This is a genomic window from Geodermatophilus sp. TF02-6 (assembly GCF_003319115.1).
Taxonomy (GTDB): domain Bacteria; phylum Actinomycetota; class Actinomycetes; order Mycobacteriales; family Geodermatophilaceae; genus Geodermatophilus.
In genome coordinates this window covers 90766-110314 of sequence record NZ_QOHF01000006.1, presented here as the reverse complement: position 1 = coordinate 110314, position 19549 = coordinate 90766, and the positions used below count along the sequence as shown (strand labels likewise).

The window sequence follows — 19549 nt, the reverse complement described above, 5'->3', positions numbered from 1 at the left end:
GGCCCGGTCGCCACGGTCAGTTGGCCATGTCCACGAACCGGCTGTAATGGCCCTGGAAAGCGACCGTGACATTTGCCGTGGGACCGTTCCGGTGCTTCACGAGCATGATGTCAGCCTCACCGGCACGTGGCGACTCCTTCTCGTACATGTCCTCGCGGTGGATCATCATGACCATGTCCGCATCCTGCTCGATGCTATTGTGCAGAGCCATTCCGTTGGCTACGAAATTGTGCCCGCCAAGCACTGTTGCGTCGTAGACCTCCTCGGCCGCGCCTTGCTCGATGGAAGTGATCGTGTCCCAGTACAGGTCGTTCACCGCCTGCATCTCCAGCTCAGCGTCGCCGAGCACAGCGGCGATCCGGCCGAGCCGTTCGCGACTCGGTGCGTGCTTCCACATCGTGCTGCCGCAGAAAGCCGAGCCCACGGAAGTGGCGAAAGCCCGGTGGCTCATGCCCTTGTCCTCCAGGACCGCCCGTACATGCTCCCAGACCTGCACGGGCACGGTGTCCACGTTCGTGTTCGCCGACAGCCCCCGGACGATCTCCAGCAGCCTCTCAGCGGCCGTACCACGGGCACCGTGGACGCCGATCTCGTTGAGGAACCGCCGCTGGTCATCGCACCCGCCGATGTCGAGCGTCCACCCGTCGCGGTAGCCGCTCTTCTGCGTCCGGCGAATGCGGCAAGAGATGCCGAAGCGCAGCAACAGTCGGGAGATGTCGTCAACGAGCTCGCGGCTGGTCGAGGCGTAGTACACCCGCCCTCCGCGGCCGTTCTTGGTCACCGTGACGGATCCGTCGGTGGCCCACAGGTGGCGCAGGAAGAGCGCGATCTGCTTCTTCGGCAGGGAGAACACCGGCTCCGGCGCGAACTTCTCGTGGCTACGCAGGCCGAACAGTCCCAGCTCGTCGAGCCAGGCCGCGATCGGGTTGCGGCGACCGTGCGTGAGCGGGAAGGGAGCCCGCAGCCGCAGCGACGTGCAGCGAGCGGCCGCGTGGTCGTCGCGCACCGCCACGACACCGAAGTGCAGCGCCGCGGTGGTGACCGCCCGCAGGTTCTCCTCGTCGACGGAGGCGTAGCGCAACGGCTGCCGAGCGACGAAGCTGCCGTCACCGATCAGGTGCGCGAGCAGGACGACCATCTCGTCCTCCCACACGGTCATCCGGTCCGGCGCCGGCACGTGCCGGGGTACGGCGATGCGGTTCCCGGGGACCAGCTCACCCAGGGGCCGCCATCCGTCGTAGGTGAGGAACGGGTGGTTGGCCGTCGCCCGCACCGTCTTGCCCGACGCCGTGGTCAGCTGCAGCACCGGCTTGCGGCCGGTGGAGAAGACGTGCGTCAGGTGCCGGCGGACGTAGCGCAGGCTGTCGTCCAAGGCCCACACCGGGACGTCGGTCGCCCCATGTTCGAAGAGCTCACCCATCGTCGTCTCGGCGCCCGTGTCGGCCCTCAGGACGCGTGTGTCCGCGGTCAGGCAACCCGACTCGCGGAGGTCCGACAGCATCGGCTTCTTGTCCTGCCGCTGCTCGGAGCCGCGGTTGAGCTGGCTCATCGCGATGACCGGGACCTCGAGCTCCTTGGCCAGCAGCTTCAGCGCCCGGGAGAACTCCGAGACCTCCTGCTGGCGGCTCTCCACCCGCTTGCCCGAGGTCATGAGCTGCAGGTAGTCGATGACCACGAGCTTGAGGTCGTTGCGCTGCTTGAGCCGCCGCGCCTTGGCCCGGATCTCCATCATCGTCATGTTCGGCGAGTCGTCGATGTAGAGCGGCGCGTCGGCGATCTCACCCATCCGGCGGGCCAGCTTCGACCAGTCCTCGTCCGACAGCGTGCCGGCGCGCATGTGGTGCAGCGGCACCTTCGCCTCGGCCGAGAGCAGACGCATGGTGATCTCGTGCTTGCTCATCTCGAGCGAGAAGATGACGGCCGGCAGGTGGTGCTTCACCGTGGCCGAGCGCGCGATGTCCAGTCCCAGGGTCGAGTTGTGGGTCGGGATGAGACCCCGCCCGGCGAGGAACAGGTGGTCCTCGGCGTCCACCTGGATGCACCGCACCGGCACGCTCGGGATGGGCCGCACGTCGGTGATGAACCGGACACCGCGGCCCGCAGATGTGCGAGCGCCGCGCTCCTTGTGCGCCAGCCTCTTGCGCTGCAGCCAGAAGACCTCGTCGTCGGTGGCGAAGCTCAGCGCGTGTCCATCATCGCTCCGCGCGGTGTGCCCCAGGCTCACGATCAGCTCCCGGACGTCCTCGGCGAGGTCGGCGCCGAGGACGGCGAGCTGCACGGCGCCGTCGGCGGCCACGGTGCCGCCGGCGTCGAGGAGACCGGCCAGCAGCGCCCGGCGCTGGGCGACCGACGCCCGCAGGAACGGCACCGGGATCCGCCCCGCCGCCGCGACGACGGCGAGAGCGCGGGCGTCCAGCTCTCCCCCCGCGGCGCCATGGGCGTACACGGCGATCTCCGGGTCCAGCTCGACGAGCTCGGTCGCGGAGCGCGTGCTGAGCTCCACCCCCAGCGCGTACGGCGGCAGGGGGAGGTCGGCCGCGGCCAGGTCCAGTGGGGCGGCGTTGGTCACCGAGTGGTCGGGTCGCTGCGGCTCCGTCGCGCTCCTGAGGGTGCGGGCGATCTCCTCCGTCGTCCGGATCCTCGCCGGACCCGAGGACCTCCGACTGGCCCGGTCCTCGGTGAGCCACTGGTGCTGGGCGTCGGCGACGATCACCGAGCCGTCGGAGAAGTGCACCTCGTAGCAGGGGCGGCCGGCCATCACCTCGGTGGCGGCCACCACCGTCGTCGGCCGGCCGTCGGAGCCGATCACCTGGTCGCCGACGCGGACCCCGCCCATCGTCGTCCAGCCGGACGGGGTGGCGAGCAGGGTGTCGAGGGCCAGAGCCTTGCCCACACCGGGACGTGCCGCGATGACGACCATCTGGCCGCCCTGCAGGCCGTTGGTGAGCTCGTCGAGGTCGCGGATGCCGGTGGGCACGCCGCGGGCGGTGCCGCCGCGGGAGGCGATGGCGTCCAGCTCGTCCATCGTCGGCTGCAGGATGTCCTCGAGGCGCGCGTAGTCCTCGCTCATGCGCTTCTCGGTGACGTCGTAGATCTCCTGCTGGGCGCGGTCGACGATGTCGTCGACGTCGCCCCGGCCGCCGGCCGCGCCGTAGCCCAGCTGCACCACGCGGGTGCCGGCCTCGACCAGCCGGCGCAGCACCGCCTGCTCGGCGACGATCGCCGCGTAGTAGCCGGCGTTGGCCGCCGTGGGCGTGGACTGGATGAGGGTGTGCAGGTAGACCGCGCCGCCCATCTTCGACAGCTGGTCGGTGCGGTTGAGCTCGGCGGCGACGGTGATCGCGTCGGCCGGCTCGCCGCGCCCGTACAGGTCGAGGACGCAGTCGAAGATCACCTGGTGCGCCGGGCGGTAGAAGTCGACGCCGTGCAGCACCTCGACGACGTCGGCGATCGCGTCCTTGCTCAGCAGCATGCCGCCGAGCACCGACTGTTCCGCTGCGACGTCCTGCGGCGGCTGCCGGTCGTACTCCGGCGCCGTCGGGGACGGCCGGCTGAACTCGTCGGCCACCGCCACGGTGGTTCCTCCGTCCACTCACCGGCGCACCGCGTACAGGCCCCGACCGATCGGCCGGGGCCTGGTGGGGGAAGCACCAGAACGCTGCACACCTGACTCGTACGCGTGTTCGAGCCGTTGCTACCCCGGGGGGCTGACAGTTCCCGCACCGGTGGCAGCCGAGGAGGACGTTAGGAAGAGCGGAGGGACCCGTCCAACACCACCTGTGCACGCGGTTCTGCACAACTTGTGGACAAGTCGGTGGACACAGACGTGTCGACATGTGGAGACAGCGGGGGACGCCGGGACGCCGTCCCCCGTATCCCCGGGCTGACCTGCGCGGCGGCCACGCACGGGGTGTGGACGGGAGAAAGTCGGGAGAATTCCTGGTGTCGGTCTCCGGCGTGTCACGGACCGGGCCCACGAGTCCCACCTGTCACACGTCCACAGGTCGGCACGCCCGCGGCCGGCCCGGCTTCCTGACCGCTGGACGGGCGCACACCACCCGAGAACGCCGCGAGGGGCGCCGGACCGTGGTCCGGCGCCCCTCGCGGGCAGTGTAGGAGCGGCCCCTCTGCAGAGCCCCGCCCACGGCCCCGTCCCGGGTCCCGCCCCGAGCATGCGAGGGGTGGGGAGGACGGGGTCCTCGTTCAGCCGGGGACGACCTCGATGGTCAGCTCGGTGCTCACCTCGGGGTGCACGCGCACGGTGACGGTGTGCTGGCCCGTGGTCTTGATGCTGCTGGGCAGCTCCACCCGGCGGCGGTCGAGCTCGGGGCCGCCGGCGGCGGTCACGGCGTTGATGACGTCGGCGGTGGTGATGCGGCCGAACAGGCGGCCGCCCTGGCCGGTGCGGGCCGGCACCCGGACGGTCAGACCGGTCAGGCGCCCGGCCACGGCCTGGGCCTCCTCGAGCGAGCGCACCTCGCGGGCAGCGCGCGCCCGGCGCAGCGACTCGACCTGCTTCTCGGCGCCGCGGGTGGCCTTGATCGCCAGGCCGCGGGGCAGGAGGTAGTTGCGGGCGTAGCCGCCCTTGACCTCCACGGTGTCACCGGAGGACCCGAGACCGGTGACCTCCTGCAGCAGGATCAGCTTCTGGGTGCTCATGGTCAGCGCGCCGTCGAGGTGTAGGGCAGCAGGGCCATCTCGCGGCTGTTCTTCACGGCCGTGGCGACGTCCCGCTGGTGCTGGCTGCAGTTGCCGCTGACGCGGCGGGCCCGGATCTTGCCGCGGTCGGAGATGAACTTCCGCAGCAGGGCCGTGTCCTTGTAGTCGACGTAGGTCGCCTTGTCCTTGCAGAACTGGCAGACCTTCTTCTTGGGCTTGCGAACGGGGGGCTTGGGCACTGGGTTCTCCAGGTACGACGAGGTTCAGGGAAAGACGGGCGGCCCTCCTGCAGGGTCCCGCCACGAGCCTGCGAGCGGTGGGGGCAGGGGGCGGCCCCGTCCCGGGTCCCACCCTGAGCGTGCGAAGGGTGGGGAGGACGGGCGGCCCTCCTGCAGGGTCCCGCCACGAGCGTGCGAGTGGTGGGGGGCAGGAGGGTCCTTCTAGAAGGGCGGTTCGTCCGACGGCGGGGCCGGGGTCGACCACGGGTCGCTGGACCCGCCGCCGCCGCCGAAGCCGCCACCGCCGCCGCCGAAGCCCCCGCCGCCCTCACCGCGCGAGGCCTTGGTGACCTTCGCGGTGGCGTAGCGCAGGGACGGGCCGATCTCGTCGACCTCGAGCTCGACGACGGTGCGCTTCTCGCCCTCCTTGGTCTCGAACGACCGCTGCTTGAGCCGGCCCGAGACGATCACCCGCGAACCGCGGGTCAGCGACTCGGCGACGTTCTCGGCCGCCTGCCGCCACACGTTGCAGCGCAGGAAGAGGGCCTCGCCGTCCTTCCACTCCTGCGACTGGCGGTCGAAGGTCCGCGGAGTCGAGGCGACGGTGAAGTTGGCGACCGCGGCCCCGGACGGCGTGAACCGCAGCTCCGGGTCCGACGTCAGGTTGCCGATGACGGTGATGACGGTCTCACCGGCCATGGTCAGTGGACCTCGGGCCGGATCAGCTTGGTGCGCAGGACCGACTCGTTGAGGTTCAGCTGCCGGTCGAGCTCGGCCACCGCGGCCGGCGTGGCCTGGATGTCGACGACCGCGTAGATGCCCTCGATCTGCTTGTCGATCTCGTAGGCCAGCCGGCGGCGGCCCCAGATCTCGGTCTTGACGGTACCGCCGGCGTTGGTGACGACGGTCAGGAACCGGTCGAGGGAGGGAGCGATGGTGCGCTCCTCCAGGTCGGGGTCGAGGATGACCATCAGTTCGTAGTGACGCACGGAGAACCCCACCTCCTCTGGTCTGAAGCGGCTGCAGTCGGTCTGCAGCAGGAGGGTCGTACACGCGTCGCGCGCCCCGGCACCTCGAACAGCACAGCCGGAACGCGCCACCGGTCAGGTTACCAGCGGCGGGCGGGACGCCGGTCCGCGTCGTCCACAGGCCCGGATCCACGGGACCGGAGCGCCGGCCCGCCCGACTCCTGCCGGCGCCGCCGCACCCGCAGAGCGCGGGGAGCCTGCGGAGCACCGGCGGAGCACGGGACGAGCCGGCGCGGCTAGGGTCGGCGGCGTGACCTCCCCACCCGCCCGGGCGCTGATCGGCGTGCACGTCGGGCCGGGCCTGACCCAGGACGGCGGGATGGACGGCGGCGGCCCGCTGGCCCGTGCCGCGGAGATGGACGCCGACGGGGTGCAGTTCTTCCTCGGCGACCCGCAGGGCTGGAAGGCACCCGGCCTGACCCCCGACCAGCAGGCGCTCCTCACCGGGGACGCCGCCGGGGACGCCGGTGGGGACGCCGCTGGGGACATCGCCCTGTTCGTGCACGCGCCCTACGTGCTCAACGTGGCCTCGACCAACAACCGCATCCGCATCCCCAGCCGCAAGCTGCTCGGCCAGCACGCGAAGACCTCGGCCGAGATCGGCGCCCGCGGCATGGTGGTGCACGGCGGGCACGTCCTGGGGGACGACGACCCGGCCGCGGGCGCCGACAACTGGCGCAAGACCTTCTCCCGGCAGGCGGAGACCGGCGGCTTCGCCGTCCCGCTGCTGATCGAGAACACCGCCGGCGGGGGCAACGCCATGGCCCGCGACCTCGATGCGATCGCCCGGCTGTGGGAGGCCGTCGGCGAGTTCGGCGCCGGGTTCGTGCTCGACACCTGCCACGCCTGGGCCGCCGGCTGGGACCTCGCCACCGCGGTGGACGACGTCCGGGCGATCACCGGCCGCGTCGACCTGGTGCACCTCAACAACAGCCGTGACCCGCACGGGTCCAGCCGGGACCGGCACGCCCCGCTGTCCGAGGGGCAGATCCCGACCGGGCTGCTGGTCGAGGTCGCCCGCGCGGCCGGCTGCCCCGTCGTCCTGGAGACCCCCGGCGACGCGCCGGCGCACGCCGAGGAGATCGCCCTGCTGCGGACCGCCCTGGCGTAGCGGTCCTGTCGTGCCGAGTGGGCCCCGGAGGGGTCCGCGCAGGCACGACGCGGCGGCTCGGCGTAGGTAGGGGACGGTACCTGATCGCGGGTGGGCCGGTCGCGAGGGCCCCGGCCCCCTCCAGGGCCTCCCCGAGCGGAGCGAGGGGAGCCAGGAGGGGGTCCTTCCACCGACCGGGACACGGCAGCGGCTCAGCTCAGCGGGGGGACGGCACGTGGCCGCGGTGCGACCCGGAGGGTCGCAGTGTCACCGCGTCCTCGGCGTGGTCCAGGACGCCTCCGGCGGGGTCGTCGACGCCGGGCCAGCCGGCGCGGACGACGTCCCCGTCGGGACGCCAGACGTCCCGTACGACCAGGGCCACGAGGACGACGACGGCGGCGTCCCGCAGGACGACGGCGCCGAGGAACCACTCGACCTCGACGCCGCGGTTCTCGGTGCCGAGGTACCACAGCATCCGGGGTACCCACAGCAGCGCCTCGGTGGCCTGCCAGAGCAGCAGCGCCCGCCAGCTCGGGCGGGCCAGCACGGCCAGCGGGAGCAGCCACAGCGAGTACTGCGGGCTCCACACCTTGTTGACCAGCAGGAAGCCGGCCACCAGCAGGAACGCGACCTGGGCGACGCGGGGCCGCACCGGGGCGGCCAGCACCAGCCAGGCCACCGCGGCCACCCCGAGCAGCAGGGTGACGGCGACGACCGCGTTGAGCACCTCCGGCGTCTGGCCCTCGGCCAGCGGGCCGTCGAACAGCCGCCCGCCGGAGAGGGTGATCGCGATGTTCCACAGCGTGTCCGGGTCGGCCGGCCGCTCGCTGTTGAGCCGGAAGAACCGCGCCCAGTTCTCCGGCGCCAGCACGGCGACGGGCACGTTCACGACCAGCCAGGCGGCACCCGCGGCGACCGCCGTCCGCAGCCAGGTGCGCACGCGCCCGGCGCGCAGGCAGAGCAGGAACAGCGCGGCCAGCAGCAGGACCGGGTAGAGCTTCGCGGCGACGCCCAGGCCGAGCAGGAGGCCGGCCAGCACCGGACGCCGCCGCGCCCACGCCCACAGCCCCAGGCTGCCCAGCGCGACGGCCCACAGGTCCCAGTTGGTGAAGGCGTGCACGAACAGCAGCGGGGACAGGCCCACCATCGCCGCGTCCCACGGCCGCCGTCCCGACAGCGCCAGGACCGCGCGGGTCGTCAGCAGCGCGCACACCGACAGCAGCAGGCAGGTGGCGACGTAGTAGGCCTGCACCCCGGGGACCTGCGGCAGCAACCCCACGGCGTCGGCCAGCCCGGTGTAGGCGCGGCCGAGGGCGGCGGCTCCCACCATGAAGGCCCCGGTGAGCACGGGGTACTCGACCGGGGAGTCCAGGTACGGCACCAGCCCGCGGTCCAGGCCGTGCAGGCCGTACAGCGGGACGGTGTCGGAGTAGCACAGGTGCGTGTACTGCACGTACCCCGCCCAGTTGCCGTCGGCGCAGGGCGCCTGTTTGACCCAGGCCAGCGCGAGCACCGCCGTGGTGAACAGCAGGCAGACCCGCAGCGGCGTCCAGAACAGGGCCCCGCCGGTCACCGCGTGCCGACCCCACGGACCGCCCACCGCCTCGCTGGCCTGCGCCGCGACCGGGTCGGTCCAGGTGGGGACGACGCGGTCCGGCCGGCCCTCGGCCCGGCGCCCGGACGCCGCCGTCCTGGCCGAGGACGCCGTCCCGCCCGTGGGCGCCGGGCCGCGCGGGGAGGCGACCGTCCCCGCGGACACCGCGGGCCCGCCCGCCGGCCGGGGTGCCGGGTCGGACGGGCCCGTCGGGGTCGTGCTCATGGCGCTCAGTCTGCCGGGGGCGGTCAGCCGGTCTGCCAGTCCTGGGTGCTCGGCGAGGCGGGCTGCCCCTCCGCGGTGCTGTCGGGGGCCGGCGCCCCGCCGGCGGTGTCCCCGGCGCCGGGGGTCCGGCCCGTGCCGGTGTCCGGGACCGTGCCGGTGCCCGGGCCGGTGCCGGTGTCGCCGGTCGTGGTGCCGTCCGGGGCGGGTGCCGGCGTCGGCGCCGGGGTGGGGGTCGGGCTGGGGGTGCTGCTCGCGGGCCCGGTGCCCGAGGTGCCGGTGTCCGCGGTGCCGTTCCCGGCAGCCGGTTGCGGCGCCCGGGTCCGGGTGGGTTCCGGCGTCGGCTCGGGCACCCCACGGCTGCCGGCGTCCCCCCGGATGACCGGCCGGTTGGGCAGGTCCTCCTTCGGCGTCCCGGCGAGGACGGTGTTCATGAACTCCTGCCAGATGGCGCCGGGCAGCCCGGAGCCGTAGACGATCGCCCCGTTCGCGTTGACGATCGGGTCGCTGGGGGAGTCGTTGCCCATCCACACCGCGGTCGACAGGGACGGCGTGTAGCCCACCATCCAGGCGTCGGAGTTGTCCTCGCCCTGGCCCTGGGTACCGGTCTTGCTGGCCACCTCGCGGCCACCGGACAGCGACCGCTTGGAGTAGGAGGCCACGCCCTCGAGCGCGTAGGTGACGTCGTTGGCGACGTCTTCGGGGACGGCCTGGTCGCCGGCGTCGCCCTGGTGGTCCAGCAGCACGGTGCCCGCGCTGTCGGTCACCCGGGAGACGAAGAACGGCTCGTGCTCGACGCCGCCGTTGGCGAAGGTGGCGAAGCCGTGCGCCTGGTCGATCGGGCGCAGCTCGTACTCGCCGATGCCGATGGCCGACCCGGTGAAGCCGTCGGAGTTGGCCAGGGTGGTCTCGTCCTCGAGCGTGCCGCCCTGCCACACCTCGGGGAGCCCGGTCGCGGCCAGCGCCGTCTCCCGGACCTCCTCCGGGCCCACCTCGTAGGCCAACCCGTAGAAGGTGGTGTTCAGCGACCGGGTGATCGCCTCGACCAGAGTGCAGGCGGCGCAGGACGCCCCGCCGGAGTTGCGCACCGGCGCGTCGCGGTCGGGGAACTCCTGCGGCGAGCTGCCGTCTCGGCGGGCGTTGACGCTGATGCCCTGCTCCAGGGCGGTGGCCAAGGTGTAGGGCTTCATCGACGAACCCGGCTGCCGCTGGGCCTGGGCGTAGTCGGTGCCGGTGCCGCTCGACCCGCCGTAGTAGGCCCTGACCGCACCGGTGCGGGGGTCGACCGCCACCAGCGCCTGCCGCAGGCCCTGCGGCTGCCCCTCCATCACGTCGCCGACCGCGGCGGTGGCGGCGTCCTGGTAGCCCTTGTCCACGGTCGTGGTGATCCGCAGGCCGCCGGCGCGGATCTGCTGCTCGGTGTAGCCCTTGGCCTCGAGCTCGGCGACGGCCCGCTGCACGACCAGGCCCTCCGGCCCGCTGGGGATGCCCAGGCCGGACCCGGTCTTGGGCAGCACCTGGGGGTAGGTGGAGGCGTTCCGCTCGGCCTGGGTCAGCCACCCCTCCTCGACCATCGCGTCGAGCACCAGCCCCCACCGGTCCTGGGCGGCCTCGGGGTTGGCCTCGGGGTCGTAGGTCGAGGGGCTGCGCACGAGGACGGCGAGCACCGCGCCCTGCTGGGCGGTGAGCTGGCTGGCCGGCACTCCGAAGTAGGTGGTGGCCGCCGCCTCGATGCCGTAGGCGCCCCGCCCGAAGTAGATGGTGTTCAGGTAGTTCTCGAGGATCTCGTCCTTGTCGTACTGGTTGTCCAGCTTGACGGCGAGGAAGAGCTCCTGGAACTTGCGGCTGAACGTCTGCTCCGAGGTGAGGAAGGCGTTCTTCACGTACTGCTGGGTGATGGTCGAGCCGCCCTGCGTGGAGCCGCCGGTCAGGTTGTTCCACGCGGCGCGCACGATGCCGGAGAAGGAGATGCCGGGGTCGGAGTAGAAGTTGCGGTTCTCCGCGGCCAGGATCGCGTCCCGCGCCGGCTCCGACACCTGGTCCAGGTCGACGTTCGTGCGGTTCTCGGCGCCCAGCCGGGCCATCTCGGTGGTGCCGTCGGCGTAGTGGACGACCGTCGTCTGGGCGCTCTGCACCGAGCTCGGGTCGGGGACCTCGGTCGTGGCGTAGACGACGACGACGAAGACGGCGAGCAGCCCGAGCAGAGCGGCGAACGCGGCGAGGACGGCCTTGAGCCGGCGGCCGCGGCGCCGCCGGGGGGAGCGGGTGGTCCTGCCGCCGGACGGCCGGGCGCCCTTGGCGGTGCCGCCGCGGGACGCCGTCGTCCGCGCTCCGCGTCCGGCCGGGAGCCGACGGCTCCCGCCGCTGCCCCCACCACGGCCGCCGGCGCTGCGACCGGGAGGCGGCCGGCGGGCCGAGCCGCTGCGCGGCCCGGCCGGTGAGGTCTCGTCGTGGGGAGGCACGCAGGGGCCCCTTCCTGGCTCAGGGTCTCGGGTGGCACGCGAACGACCCGCGTCCGGCGTCCCAGGGTGACGTCTTCAGCTGTGCAGGCGGGTGAGGACCCGCGGGCGCGGCGGCGTGGCCGGGGCCCTTCTCGGCTCAACGACGGCGCGGGGCGCCGGGTGTTCCCGGTGTGACGCGCACTACTCCGTGGCGGCCCGCCGGCGGGTCCGGCGCGGCTGGCGCCCCGGGTCCGGTTCGGCGCCGAGGACGTAGGAGCAGTCCAGGTGGTTCCACCCGCAGCCGCGGCACACCTGGACGGCGTAGACGGAGAACTCCTCCTGCGCGGCGTCCATCCGGGCGAGCTCGGCCTGCGTCTTCGCCTGGCCGGCCGTGGGGCCCAGGTGCTCCCCGTACACGTAGCTGACCAGCGTCAACCGCTCCTTGCGGCAGACCGGGCAGACGACGTCGGTCGCCTCGCCGTGGTACCTGGCCGCCCGGGAGAGGTAGGGGCTGGCGTCGCAGACCTCGAAGCGCCCGGTGCGCCCGGCGTACAGGTCGGCGAGGACGGCTCGCCGCTGCAGCGAGTAGTCCACGACGGATCGACGTCCGGGCACGGGGCTCAATGTACGCACCGAGGACGACGTCCGAGACCTCCCGACGTGCCCGGAGCCGGCCCTCCCCCGCCGTCGCACGGGTCCGGGGCGTCGCCGCACCGTTCAGGTCGATGTATCGTGCCGATACATCGATCCGGAGCACAGGGGAGGCGACGTGCTCGAGCTCGCCATCCTGGGCCTGCTCAACGGGTCCCCCATGCACGGCTACGAGCTGCGCAAACAGCTCGCGCAGGTGCTCGGCGGGCTGCGCAGCATCTCCTACGGGTCGCTGTACCCCGCGCTCAAGCGGCTGCACGCCGCCGGGTACGTCACCACCGACGAACCGGACCGGCGGACCCCGCTGCCGGCGGACGCGCCGCCGCTCACCGGCCGGCGCGGCAAGGTGGTCTACACGATCACCGCGGAGGGCAAGGAGCGCTTCGCCGAGCTGGTGAGCCAGGCCGGTCCGGAGGCGTACGACGACGGCGGGCTCTTCGGCGTCCGCCTGGCGTTCTTCCGGCACACCGCCGCCGACGTGCGGCTGCGGATCCTCGAGGGCCGCCGCCGCACCGTCGAGCGGCAGCGGGAGGGGTTGCGGGCCTCGCTCTCCCGGACCCGGGAACGCCTCGACCGCTACACCCTCGAGCTGCAGCGGCACGGCCTGGAGTCGGTCGACCGCGAGGTCCGCTGGCTGTCGGAGCTGATCGACAGCGAGCGGCAGGGCGCCGACCCGCCGGCGTCCGACCCCTCCGCGGGGACGTCCCGTCCCGCAGCTGCCCCCCGGACCACCCCTGGTCCGTCCACCGACCGTTCGCGGTCCTAGGAAGAAGGAGACCCCATGGGTTCTGTCAAGGTCGCCATCGTCGGCGTCGGCAACTGCGCCGCCTCGCTGGTGCAGGGCGTGCACTACTACCGGGACGCCGACGAGACGTCGTCGGTGCCGGGGCTGATGCACGTGCGCTTCGGCGACTACCACGTCTCCGACGTGCAGTTCGTCGCCGCGTTCGACGTCGACGCCAAGAAGGTCGGCCGCGACCTGTCCGAGGCGATCGTCGCCAGCGAGAACAACACCATCACGATCTGCGACGTGCCGCCGCTGGGCGTGCCCGTGCAGCGCGGCACCACGCTCGACGGCCTGGGCCGGTACTACCGGGAGACGATCGAGGAGTCCGACGAGGAGCCGGTGGACGTCGTCGCCGCGCTGCGCGAGTCGGGCGCCGACGTCCTCGTCTGCTACCTGCCGGTGGGCTCGCAGCAGGCCGTGGAGTTCTACGCGCAGTGCGCGATCGACGCCGGGGTGGCCTTCGTCAACGCCCTACCGGTCTTCATCGCCGGGACCCCGGAGTGGGCGGAGAGGTTCACCGCCGCCGGGGTGCCGATCGTCGGCGACGACATCAAGAGCCAGGTGGGCGCCACCATCACCCACCGCGTGCTGGCCAAGCTGTTCGAGGACCGCGGCGTGCAGCTCGACCGCACCATGCAGCTCAACGTCGGCGGCAACATGGACTTCAAGAACATGCTCGAGCGCGAGCGCCTGGAGTCGAAGAAGATCTCCAAGACCCAGTCGGTCACCAGCCAGGTCGACCGCGACATGGGTCAGGGCAACGTGCACATCGGCCCGTCGGACCACGTGCCGTGGCTGACCGACCGCAAGTGGGCCTACGTCCGCCTCGAGGGCCGCGCGTTCGGCGACGTCCCGCTGAACCTGGAGTACAAGCTCGAAGTCTGGGACTCCCCGAACTCGGCCGGCATCATCATCGACGCCATCCGCGCGGCGAAGATCGCCAAGGACCGCGGCATCGGCGGCCCGCTGCTGTCGGCGTCGTCCTACTTCATGAAGAGCCCGCCGGTGCAGTACGACGACAGCACCGCCCGGGACGCCGTGGAGCGGTTCATCCGGGGCGACGTGGAGCGCTGAAAGAGGACCTCCCTGCCCCACGCCTCGCGAGCTCGGCGCGGGACCCTGCAGGGAGGCCGTTCCAGCACGTTGCGACAGGGCCCGTCCTCCGGCAGGGGCGGGCCCTGTCGCGTCCCGGCCGGCCGCGCGGAGGCTCCCCCTGTCACCTGCGCCGCTGCCTACGCTGGGCCGCATGCCCGCGCGCCGCCGTCAGCTGCTCCCGGCCCTCGCGCTGGTGTGTGCGCTGCTCCCCGGGTGCTCGGGCACCGCCGAGGAGCGGCGCGACGGCGACCCGGTCACCCCGCAGGAGGCCGACGTCCTGGCGCAGCTGCTGGTGCGCAACCGCGAGCAGGGCGGCGCGGACTTCGTCGTCACCGCCCCTTACGGGCAGGACACCGTGCTCACCCTCACCGGCGAGGTCGACTTCACCGACCGGGTCGGGCGGGCGCAGGCGGTCACCGCGTACGGCGACGGGCGGCCTGACGAGACCCGCACGCTGTTCTTCACCGCCGACCAGCTGTGGTTCGGCGACGTCCCGGGTCTGCCCGACGCGCTGCGCGCCGCGGGCCTGCCGGAGGCCTCCTACGTGCGGCGTCCGGTGGCGCTGGGCGAGCAGGCCCCCCTCACCGACGTGCTGACCCAGGTGGTGCTCAACCTCTCCGCCGAGCAGCCCGACGACCCCGCCGCCTTCCGCACCGACGCCTACACGTGGGCGGGGAACCGCATGATCGACAGCGAGCTCACCGCGGTGTACCGGGCGCGGACCGGCTGGTCGGTGGCGGTGGACAGCTCCGACGACCTGCTGGCCCAGTACCGCACTCCGCTGCCGGGGCAGGACCACGACGTGACGGTGACGCTGTCGGACCACGGGACGCGGGACATCGCCCTGCCGGCGGACGGGGAGACCGTGGACGGCGCGGCGCACCCCGAGGTGGCGGCGACCGTCGGCCTGTAGAAGGACCCCCTGCCCCCCGTGGAAGGACCCCGTCCCGGCCCCGTCCCGAGGCTCAGGCCCCGTCCCGGGTCCCGCCCCGAGCTCGCGAGGGGTGGGGAGGACGGGGTCCTTTCCGGGGTCACCGGCGGGGCCCGGGACGGGGGCGGGACACAGAGGGAGGGGGCGGCCTCTTCCCCAGACCGCCCCCTCCGACCAGGAACCTAGCAGACGCCCGGCCCCCGCGCCTCCCCGACGCGCGCGGTGGCGGATCAGTGGCCGACGGATCGGCTCAGTTGGCCGACGGGTCGGCCGACGCGGTGGACAGCACCGCCAGCCGGCCGATCTGCCGCCCCATCACGCGGCGCCACAGCGCGGGGCCGGCCAGGTCGCTGAGCACGTCGTCCGGGCGGCCGGGCACGCACGCCCACGCGCCCTCGGCGACCTCGGCGGCCAGCTGACCCGCCGACCAGCCCGCGTAGCCGGCGAACACCCGCAGCCCGAGCAGCTGCCCGGCGAGGGTGTCGGGGTCGGCGTCGAGGTCGACGAGGTGGACGTCGCCGGTGACGCGCCGCAGACCGCAGTCCTCCCCCGGCGTCCGGGAGACGGCCAGGCACAGGGCGGTGTCGGTCTCGCAGGGACCGCCCACGTGGAACACCCCGGGTTCGACGGCGAGCTCGGACCAGCCGGGCAGCACGTCGCGGATCTCCACCTGGCTCGGCCGGCCGAGGACCACGCCCAGCGTGCCGCCGGCGTTGTGGTCGAGCACGAAGACGACCGTGCCGGAGAACGTGGGGTCGGCCAGGTTCGGCATGGCGACCAGCAGCGCCCCCGGGCGGACGTCGTCGAGCCCACCGGTGGAGAGCGCCGGCACCGCGCCCGCACGGCGCCGACCGGTCGCGGGCCGGATGGGCCCACCGGGCTCGGGGTCGGACGCGGGCGGGGGGTTCATCCCGTCCAGTGTGCCCCACCGCCGGGTCGCAGGGACGTCGAGATCGTCCCCGCGGCAGCCCCCGGCCGGTCGTCCACCCTGCGGCAGGGGTCGGCCACCGTAGGGTGACCGGGTGCAGCTCGCGGGCACGGCCGTGCGCTCCCTGCTGGTCCGCCGCGACCTCCGCCGGCTGCTGGCCGTCCGGCTCTGCGCGCAGTTCGGGGACGGCGTGCTGCAGGCCGCGCTCGCGGGCACGGTGGTGTTCGACCCGCAGCGAGCGGCCGACCCGGTGGACGTCGCCGTGGGGTTCGCCGTCCTCCTGCTGCCGTACTCCCTCGTCGGGCCGTTCGCCGGGGTGGGGCTGGACCGGTGGAGCCGCCGCCAGGTACTGGTGCACGCCGACGTCCTGCGTGCCGGGCTGGTCGCCGTCCTCGCCGCGCTCGTGGCCGCCGGCGCAGGCGGGGCCTCGTTCCTCCTCACCGGGCTCGCGGTGTTCTCGGTCAGCCGGTTCGTCCTGGCGGCGCTCTCGGCGGCGCTGCCGCACACCACCGACGCGCTGGTGCCGGCCAACGCGCTGGCGACGACGTCCGGCGCGGTGGCCACCGTGGTCGGCGGCGCGGTCGCGGTCGGGCTGCAGCAGCTGGCCGGTGTCGCCGGCGCCGGCGGGTACGCGGTGACGACGCTGGCCGCGGCGGTGCCCTACCTGGCCGCGGCCGGGCTGGCCGCCGGGTTCGACCGCCGCTCCCTCGGCCCGGACGGCAGCGGCGCGGCGGTCTCGTCGGTGCGCGAGGTGGCCGCCGGGATGGTCGCCGGGGCCCGGCACGCGTGGGCCCGTCCGCCGGCGGCGGCCGCGCTGGCCGTGGTCACCGTGCACCGGCTGTGCGTCGGCGTGGTCACGCTCATGACGCTGCTGCTGTTCCGCGACCCCTCCGCCGGCCGGGGACCGGTGCCCGGCGGGTTGGCGGGGGTCGGTGTGACGCTCGCCGCGGGAGCAGCCGGCACCCTGCTGGCTGCGGTCGTGACGCCTGCGGCGGTGCGGCGTCTCGGGCCCCGCTGGGTGACGCTGCTGCTGGCGCTGGCCGGTCCGCTGCTCGTGGCCCTCGGGCTGCCGTTCCGGCTCCCCCTCGTCGTCCTGGCCGGCTTCGTGCTCGGGTTCGTCGGGCAGGCGGTGAAGATCTGCGTCGACGCCACCCTGCAGGAGGTGGTGGACGACGACGTCCGCGGCCGGGTGTTCGCCGTCTACGACACGCTGGTCAACGTCGGCTACGTGGTCGCCCTGCTGGTGGCGGCGTTCGTGCTGCCGAGGTCGGGCATCTCGGTGCCCGTGGTGGTGGCGGTGGGTGCGGTCTACCCCCTCACCGCCCTGATGTGGAGTCGCTGCACCTAGCGGAGTGCCACGAGCGAGGTTTCCTGCGCTCCCGGCCTCCGGTCAGACGACGTGGGGCAGCAGCTCCCGACCGCAGGTCAGGGGCTCGGCCCGCAACCGGCGGACGGGGAAGCGGAACAGCGTCACCCGTGCGGCCTGGATGGCGTTCTGACGACGCAGGTCTGCGCTCCAGTCGGCCGCCGAGAGGTGGCCCAGGCGACGAGGGCGCTGCGGTGCGACAGGACGGCCCCGTCACCGGCGAAGTGCAGTGCGGCGTGCCAGCGTTCCCGCCGGGTGAGGGGGCCCGGGTGGCTCACGTACCCGCCCGGGAGGGGCTCCTGCCATCGTCCGGAGGTCACGGCGGTGCGCAGACGGTAGGGGCTGAGGCCCTCTGCGAGGAGGAGACGACGGGGAGCCACCTGCACCCCGTCGTGGTCGATCGGTGGGAGACGCACCCGGGCAGGGTGGCCGAGCCGGTTCCCGTGCCGCTCCCGCCGTCCACAGCGGAGGCTGAGGAGCGAGGTTTCCTGCGCCGGAGCACTCCGCTACTCCCGCGCGGCCCACCAGGTGCGCAGCTCGGCCTCGGCCTCGGCGGGGTCGAGCGGGCCGCGTTCGAGGCGGAGGTCCTTGAGGTACCGCCACGCCTCGCCGACCTCACGTCCGGGCGGGATGCCGAGGATCTCCATGATCGCGTTGCCGTCGAGGTCGGGTCGCACCCGCGCGAGGTCCTCGGCCGCCGAGAGCTCGGCGACCCGCCGCTCCAGCGCGTCGTAGGTGGCCGACAGCGCCGCCGCCCGCCGCCTGTTGCGGGTCGTGCAGTCCGACCGCACCAGCTTGTGCAGGCGGGACAGCAGGTCGCCGGCGTCGGTGACGTACCGGCGGACGGCGGAGTCGGTCCACTGGCCGCCGCCGTACCCGTGGAAGCGCAGGTGCAGGAAGGTCAGCCGGGCGACGTCCTCGACGACGTCCTTGGGATAGCGCAGCGCGGTCAGCCGCCTGCGCACCAGCTTGGCGCCGACCACCTCGTGGTGGTGGAAGGACACCCGCCCACCCGGCTCGTGCCGGCGGGTGGCCGGCTTGCCGACGTCGTGCAGCAGCGCCGCCAGCCGCAGCACCAGGTCCGGTGAGTGCGCGGCAGAATCCGCCTCCTCCAGCGCGATCGCCTGCTCCAGCACCGTGAGCGAGTGGCTGTAGACGTCCTTGTGCTGGTGGTGCTCGTCGATCTCCATGCGCAGCGCGGAGAGCTCGGGCAGGACGACGTCGGCCAGGCCGGTCGAGACGAACAGCTCCAGCGCCGCCCGGGGGGAGTCCTGCAGCAGCGTCCTGGACAGCTCGACCTGCACCCGCTCCGGGGTGATCCGCGCCAGCTCCCCGGACATCGCCGTCATCGCCTCGACGACCTCCGGCACCGGCGTCGTCCCGAGCTGGGCGGTGAACCGGACCGCGCGCATCATCCGCAGCGGGTCGTCGGCGAAGGACTCGGTCGCCGACCCGGGGGTGCGCAGCCGGCGGGTCAGCAGGTCGCCGAGGCCGCCGAACGGGTCGGTGACGGTGCGGTCCGGGCCGAGCGAGACCGCCATCGCGTTGATGGTGAAGTCGCGGCGGGCCAGGTCCTCGACCAGCGAGGTGCCCCAGGCGACCTCGGGGTTGCGCGACTGGCGGTCGTAGCGGTCGGCCCGGAAGGTGGTGATCTCCAGCCGGACGCCGGAGACCTCCGCACCCACGGTGCCGAAGGCGATCCCGGTGTTCCACGTGGAACCGGCGAACCCGCGCAGCAGCTCGAGCACCTGCTCGGGACGCGCGTCGGTGGTGACGTCGAGGTCCCCGGGGATCCGCGGCTCACCCGAGCCGGCGGCCAGCAGCGCGTCGCGCACCGAACCGCCGACGAGGTGCGCCTGGAAGCCGGCGGCGGTGAAGCGCTCGCCGAGCCGGGTCAGCACCGGGGAGACGTCGACGATCTCCCGCACGACCTCCTGGACGGCGGGCGGCACCGGGTCCCCGGCCGGGGGCCGACCGTGGGGCGCAGCCGGGGGACGACTCTGGAGCTGACCGGACACGACGATCCAGGGTAGTGCCGCACGGCGCGCTACCCTCCTGGCATGGCTGGGACGGGCGGGCGAGGGCGCCCCGGCCGCCGGTTGCGCCGGGTCGACGAGACCTCAGCCGGGGGCCTGGTGGTGGCCGACGACCCGATCACGGGGCCGCGCGCCGCCCTCATCGGCCGCACCGACCGCCGCGGCCGGCTGCTCTGGTCCCTGCCGAAGGGCCACATCGAGGAGGGCGAGACCCCGGAGGACACCGCCGTCCGGGAGGTCGCCGAGGAGACCGGCATCATCGGTGAGGTCGTCGCCCCGCTGGGCGTCATCGACTTCTGGTTCGTCGCCGACGGCCGCCGGATCCACAAGACCGTGCACCACTTCCTGCTCCGCGCCGTCGGAGGGGCCCTGTCCGACGCCGACATCGAGGTGACCGAGGTCGCCTGGGTGCCCCTCGACGAGCTGGCCGAGCGGCTGGCCTACGCCGACGAGCGGGCGCTGGTCGAGCGGGCGCCGGCGCTCCTGGCCGACAGCGCGTGAGC

16 protein-coding genes are annotated in these 19549 nt (G+C 73.7%); 6 read left to right on the top strand and 10 right to left on the bottom strand.

What is annotated here, in order from left to right; genetic code table 11:
• Positions 1-16 precede the first annotated feature (16 nt).
• The 5 genes from DQ238_RS07570 to rpsF all read right to left on the bottom strand — a co-directional run bounded on the left by DQ238_RS07570 (position 17) and on the right by rpsF (position 5866).
• Entirely contained in the window at positions 17-3472 is a 3456-nt protein-coding gene (locus DQ238_RS07570; protein ID WP_113780765.1) for a replicative DNA helicase, read from the bottom strand.
• Positions 3473-4203: 731 nt separating this feature from the next.
• The gene (gene rplI / locus DQ238_RS07565; protein ID WP_113780674.1) at positions 4204-4659 is read right to left on the bottom strand and encodes a 50S ribosomal protein L9; all 456 of its coding nucleotides are present in this window, start codon (positions 4657-4659) and stop codon (positions 4204-4206) included.
• 2 nt (positions 4660-4661) lie between these two features.
• Positions 4662-4898, bottom strand: coding sequence for a 30S ribosomal protein S18 (gene rpsR / locus DQ238_RS07560; RefSeq protein ID WP_113780673.1), 237 nt, complete (start codon positions 4896-4898; stop codon positions 4662-4664).
• Positions 4899-5099: 201 nt separating this feature from the next.
• The gene (locus tag DQ238_RS07555) at positions 5100-5576 is read right to left on the bottom strand and encodes a single-stranded DNA-binding protein (protein WP_113780672.1); all 477 of its coding nucleotides are present in this window, start codon (positions 5574-5576) and stop codon (positions 5100-5102) included.
• Between the two features lie 2 nt (positions 5577-5578).
• Positions 5579-5866, bottom strand: a complete 288-nt coding sequence (gene rpsF, locus DQ238_RS07550) for a 30S ribosomal protein S6 (protein WP_113780764.1) — start codon at positions 5864-5866, stop codon at positions 5579-5581.
• 289 nt (positions 5867-6155) lie between these two features.
• On the opposite strand from rpsF, the gene DQ238_RS07545 reads away from it, so the two are divergent.
• Positions 6156-7016 (top strand): deoxyribonuclease IV, encoded by an 861-nt coding sequence (locus DQ238_RS07545; RefSeq protein WP_233495796.1) that lies wholly within the window; start codon positions 6156-6158, stop codon positions 7014-7016.
• A 196-nt stretch (positions 7017-7212) separates the two neighbouring features.
• Here the strand turns inward: DQ238_RS07545 and DQ238_RS07540 are convergent, their stop codons facing one another.
• The 3 genes from DQ238_RS07540 to DQ238_RS07530 all read right to left on the bottom strand — a co-directional run bounded on the left by DQ238_RS07540 (position 7213) and on the right by DQ238_RS07530 (position 11867).
• Positions 7213-8814: a glycosyltransferase family 87 protein gene (locus tag DQ238_RS07540; RefSeq protein ID WP_113780671.1), complete on the bottom strand. Its 1602-nt coding sequence runs from the start codon at positions 8812-8814 to the stop codon at positions 7213-7215.
• Between the two features lie 23 nt (positions 8815-8837).
• Complete coding sequence (locus DQ238_RS07535) at positions 8838-11273, bottom strand: transglycosylase domain-containing protein (protein ID WP_113780670.1); 2436 nt, start codon at positions 11271-11273, stop codon at positions 8838-8840.
• Positions 11274-11453: 180 nt separating this feature from the next.
• On the bottom strand, positions 11454-11867 hold the full coding sequence (locus tag DQ238_RS07530) for a DUF5318 family protein (protein WP_199506190.1): 414 nt from the start codon (positions 11865-11867) through the stop codon (positions 11454-11456).
• Positions 11868-12021: 154 nt separating this feature from the next.
• Here DQ238_RS07530 and DQ238_RS07525 point away from each other — a divergent pair, with 154 nt between their 5' ends.
• The 3 genes from DQ238_RS07525 (at position 12022) to DQ238_RS07515 (ending at position 14698) form a co-directional block, all read left to right on the top strand.
• Positions 12022-12669 carry a PadR family transcriptional regulator gene (locus tag DQ238_RS07525; RefSeq protein WP_113780668.1) on the top strand — a complete coding sequence of 216 codons (648 nt, stop codon included), beginning with the start codon at positions 12022-12024 and terminating at the stop codon, positions 12667-12669.
• Positions 12670-12684: 15 nt separating this feature from the next.
• Complete coding sequence (locus DQ238_RS07520) at positions 12685-13764, top strand: inositol-3-phosphate synthase (RefSeq protein ID WP_113780667.1); 1080 nt, start codon at positions 12685-12687, stop codon at positions 13762-13764.
• Between the two features lie 172 nt (positions 13765-13936).
• Positions 13937-14698: a hypothetical protein gene (locus DQ238_RS07515; RefSeq protein WP_113780666.1), complete on the top strand. Its 762-nt coding sequence runs from the start codon at positions 13937-13939 to the stop codon at positions 14696-14698.
• Between the two features lie 268 nt (positions 14699-14966).
• Here the strand turns inward: DQ238_RS07515 and DQ238_RS07510 are convergent, their stop codons facing one another.
• Entirely contained in the window at positions 14967-15626 is a 660-nt protein-coding gene (locus DQ238_RS07510; protein WP_113780665.1) for a YqgE/AlgH family protein, read from the bottom strand.
• A gap of 112 nt (positions 15627-15738) precedes the next feature.
• Here DQ238_RS07510 and DQ238_RS07505 point away from each other — a divergent pair, with 112 nt between their 5' ends.
• Positions 15739-16992 (top strand): MFS transporter, encoded by a 1254-nt coding sequence (locus DQ238_RS07505; protein WP_113780664.1) that lies wholly within the window; start codon positions 15739-15741, stop codon positions 16990-16992.
• 524 nt (positions 16993-17516) lie between these two features.
• On the opposite strand, the gene DQ238_RS07500 is transcribed toward DQ238_RS07505, so the two are convergent.
• On the bottom strand, positions 17517-18962 hold the full coding sequence (locus tag DQ238_RS07500) for a CCA tRNA nucleotidyltransferase (RefSeq protein WP_113780663.1): 1446 nt from the start codon (positions 18960-18962) through the stop codon (positions 17517-17519).
• Between the two features lie 108 nt (positions 18963-19070).
• On the opposite strand from DQ238_RS07500, the gene DQ238_RS07495 reads away from it, so the two are divergent.
• Positions 19071-19547: an NUDIX hydrolase gene (locus DQ238_RS07495; protein WP_113780662.1), complete on the top strand. Its 477-nt coding sequence runs from the start codon at positions 19071-19073 to the stop codon at positions 19545-19547.
• Positions 19548-19549 lie beyond the last annotated feature (2 nt).

Coding starts and splice junctions, on each gene's coding strand:
- DQ238_RS07555 (WP_113780672.1), bottom strand. CDS start 5,576: ATGGCCGGTGAGACCGTCATCACCGTCATCGGCAACCTGACGTCGGAC.
- DQ238_RS07520 (WP_113780667.1), top strand. CDS start 12,685: ATGGGTTCTGTCAAGGTCGCCATCGTCGGCGTCGGCAACTGCGCCGCC.
- DQ238_RS07570 (WP_113780765.1), bottom strand. CDS start 3,472: ATGCTGCTGAGCAAGGACGCGATCGCCGACGTCGTCGAGGTGCTGCAC.
- DQ238_RS07495 (WP_113780662.1), top strand. CDS start 19,071: ATGGCTGGGACGGGCGGGCGAGGGCGCCCCGGCCGCCGGTTGCGCCGG.
- rplI (WP_113780674.1), bottom strand. CDS start 4,659: ATGAGCACCCAGAAGCTGATCCTGCTGCAGGAGGTCACCGGTCTCGGG.
- DQ238_RS07510 (WP_113780665.1), bottom strand. CDS start 15,626: ATGAACCCCCCGCCCGCGTCCGACCCCGAGCCCGGTGGGCCCATCCGG.
- DQ238_RS07515 (WP_113780666.1), top strand. CDS start 13,937: ATGCCCGCGCGCCGCCGTCAGCTGCTCCCGGCCCTCGCGCTGGTGTGT.
- DQ238_RS07540 (WP_113780671.1), bottom strand. CDS start 8,814: ATGAGCACGACCCCGACGGGCCCGTCCGACCCGGCACCCCGGCCGGCG.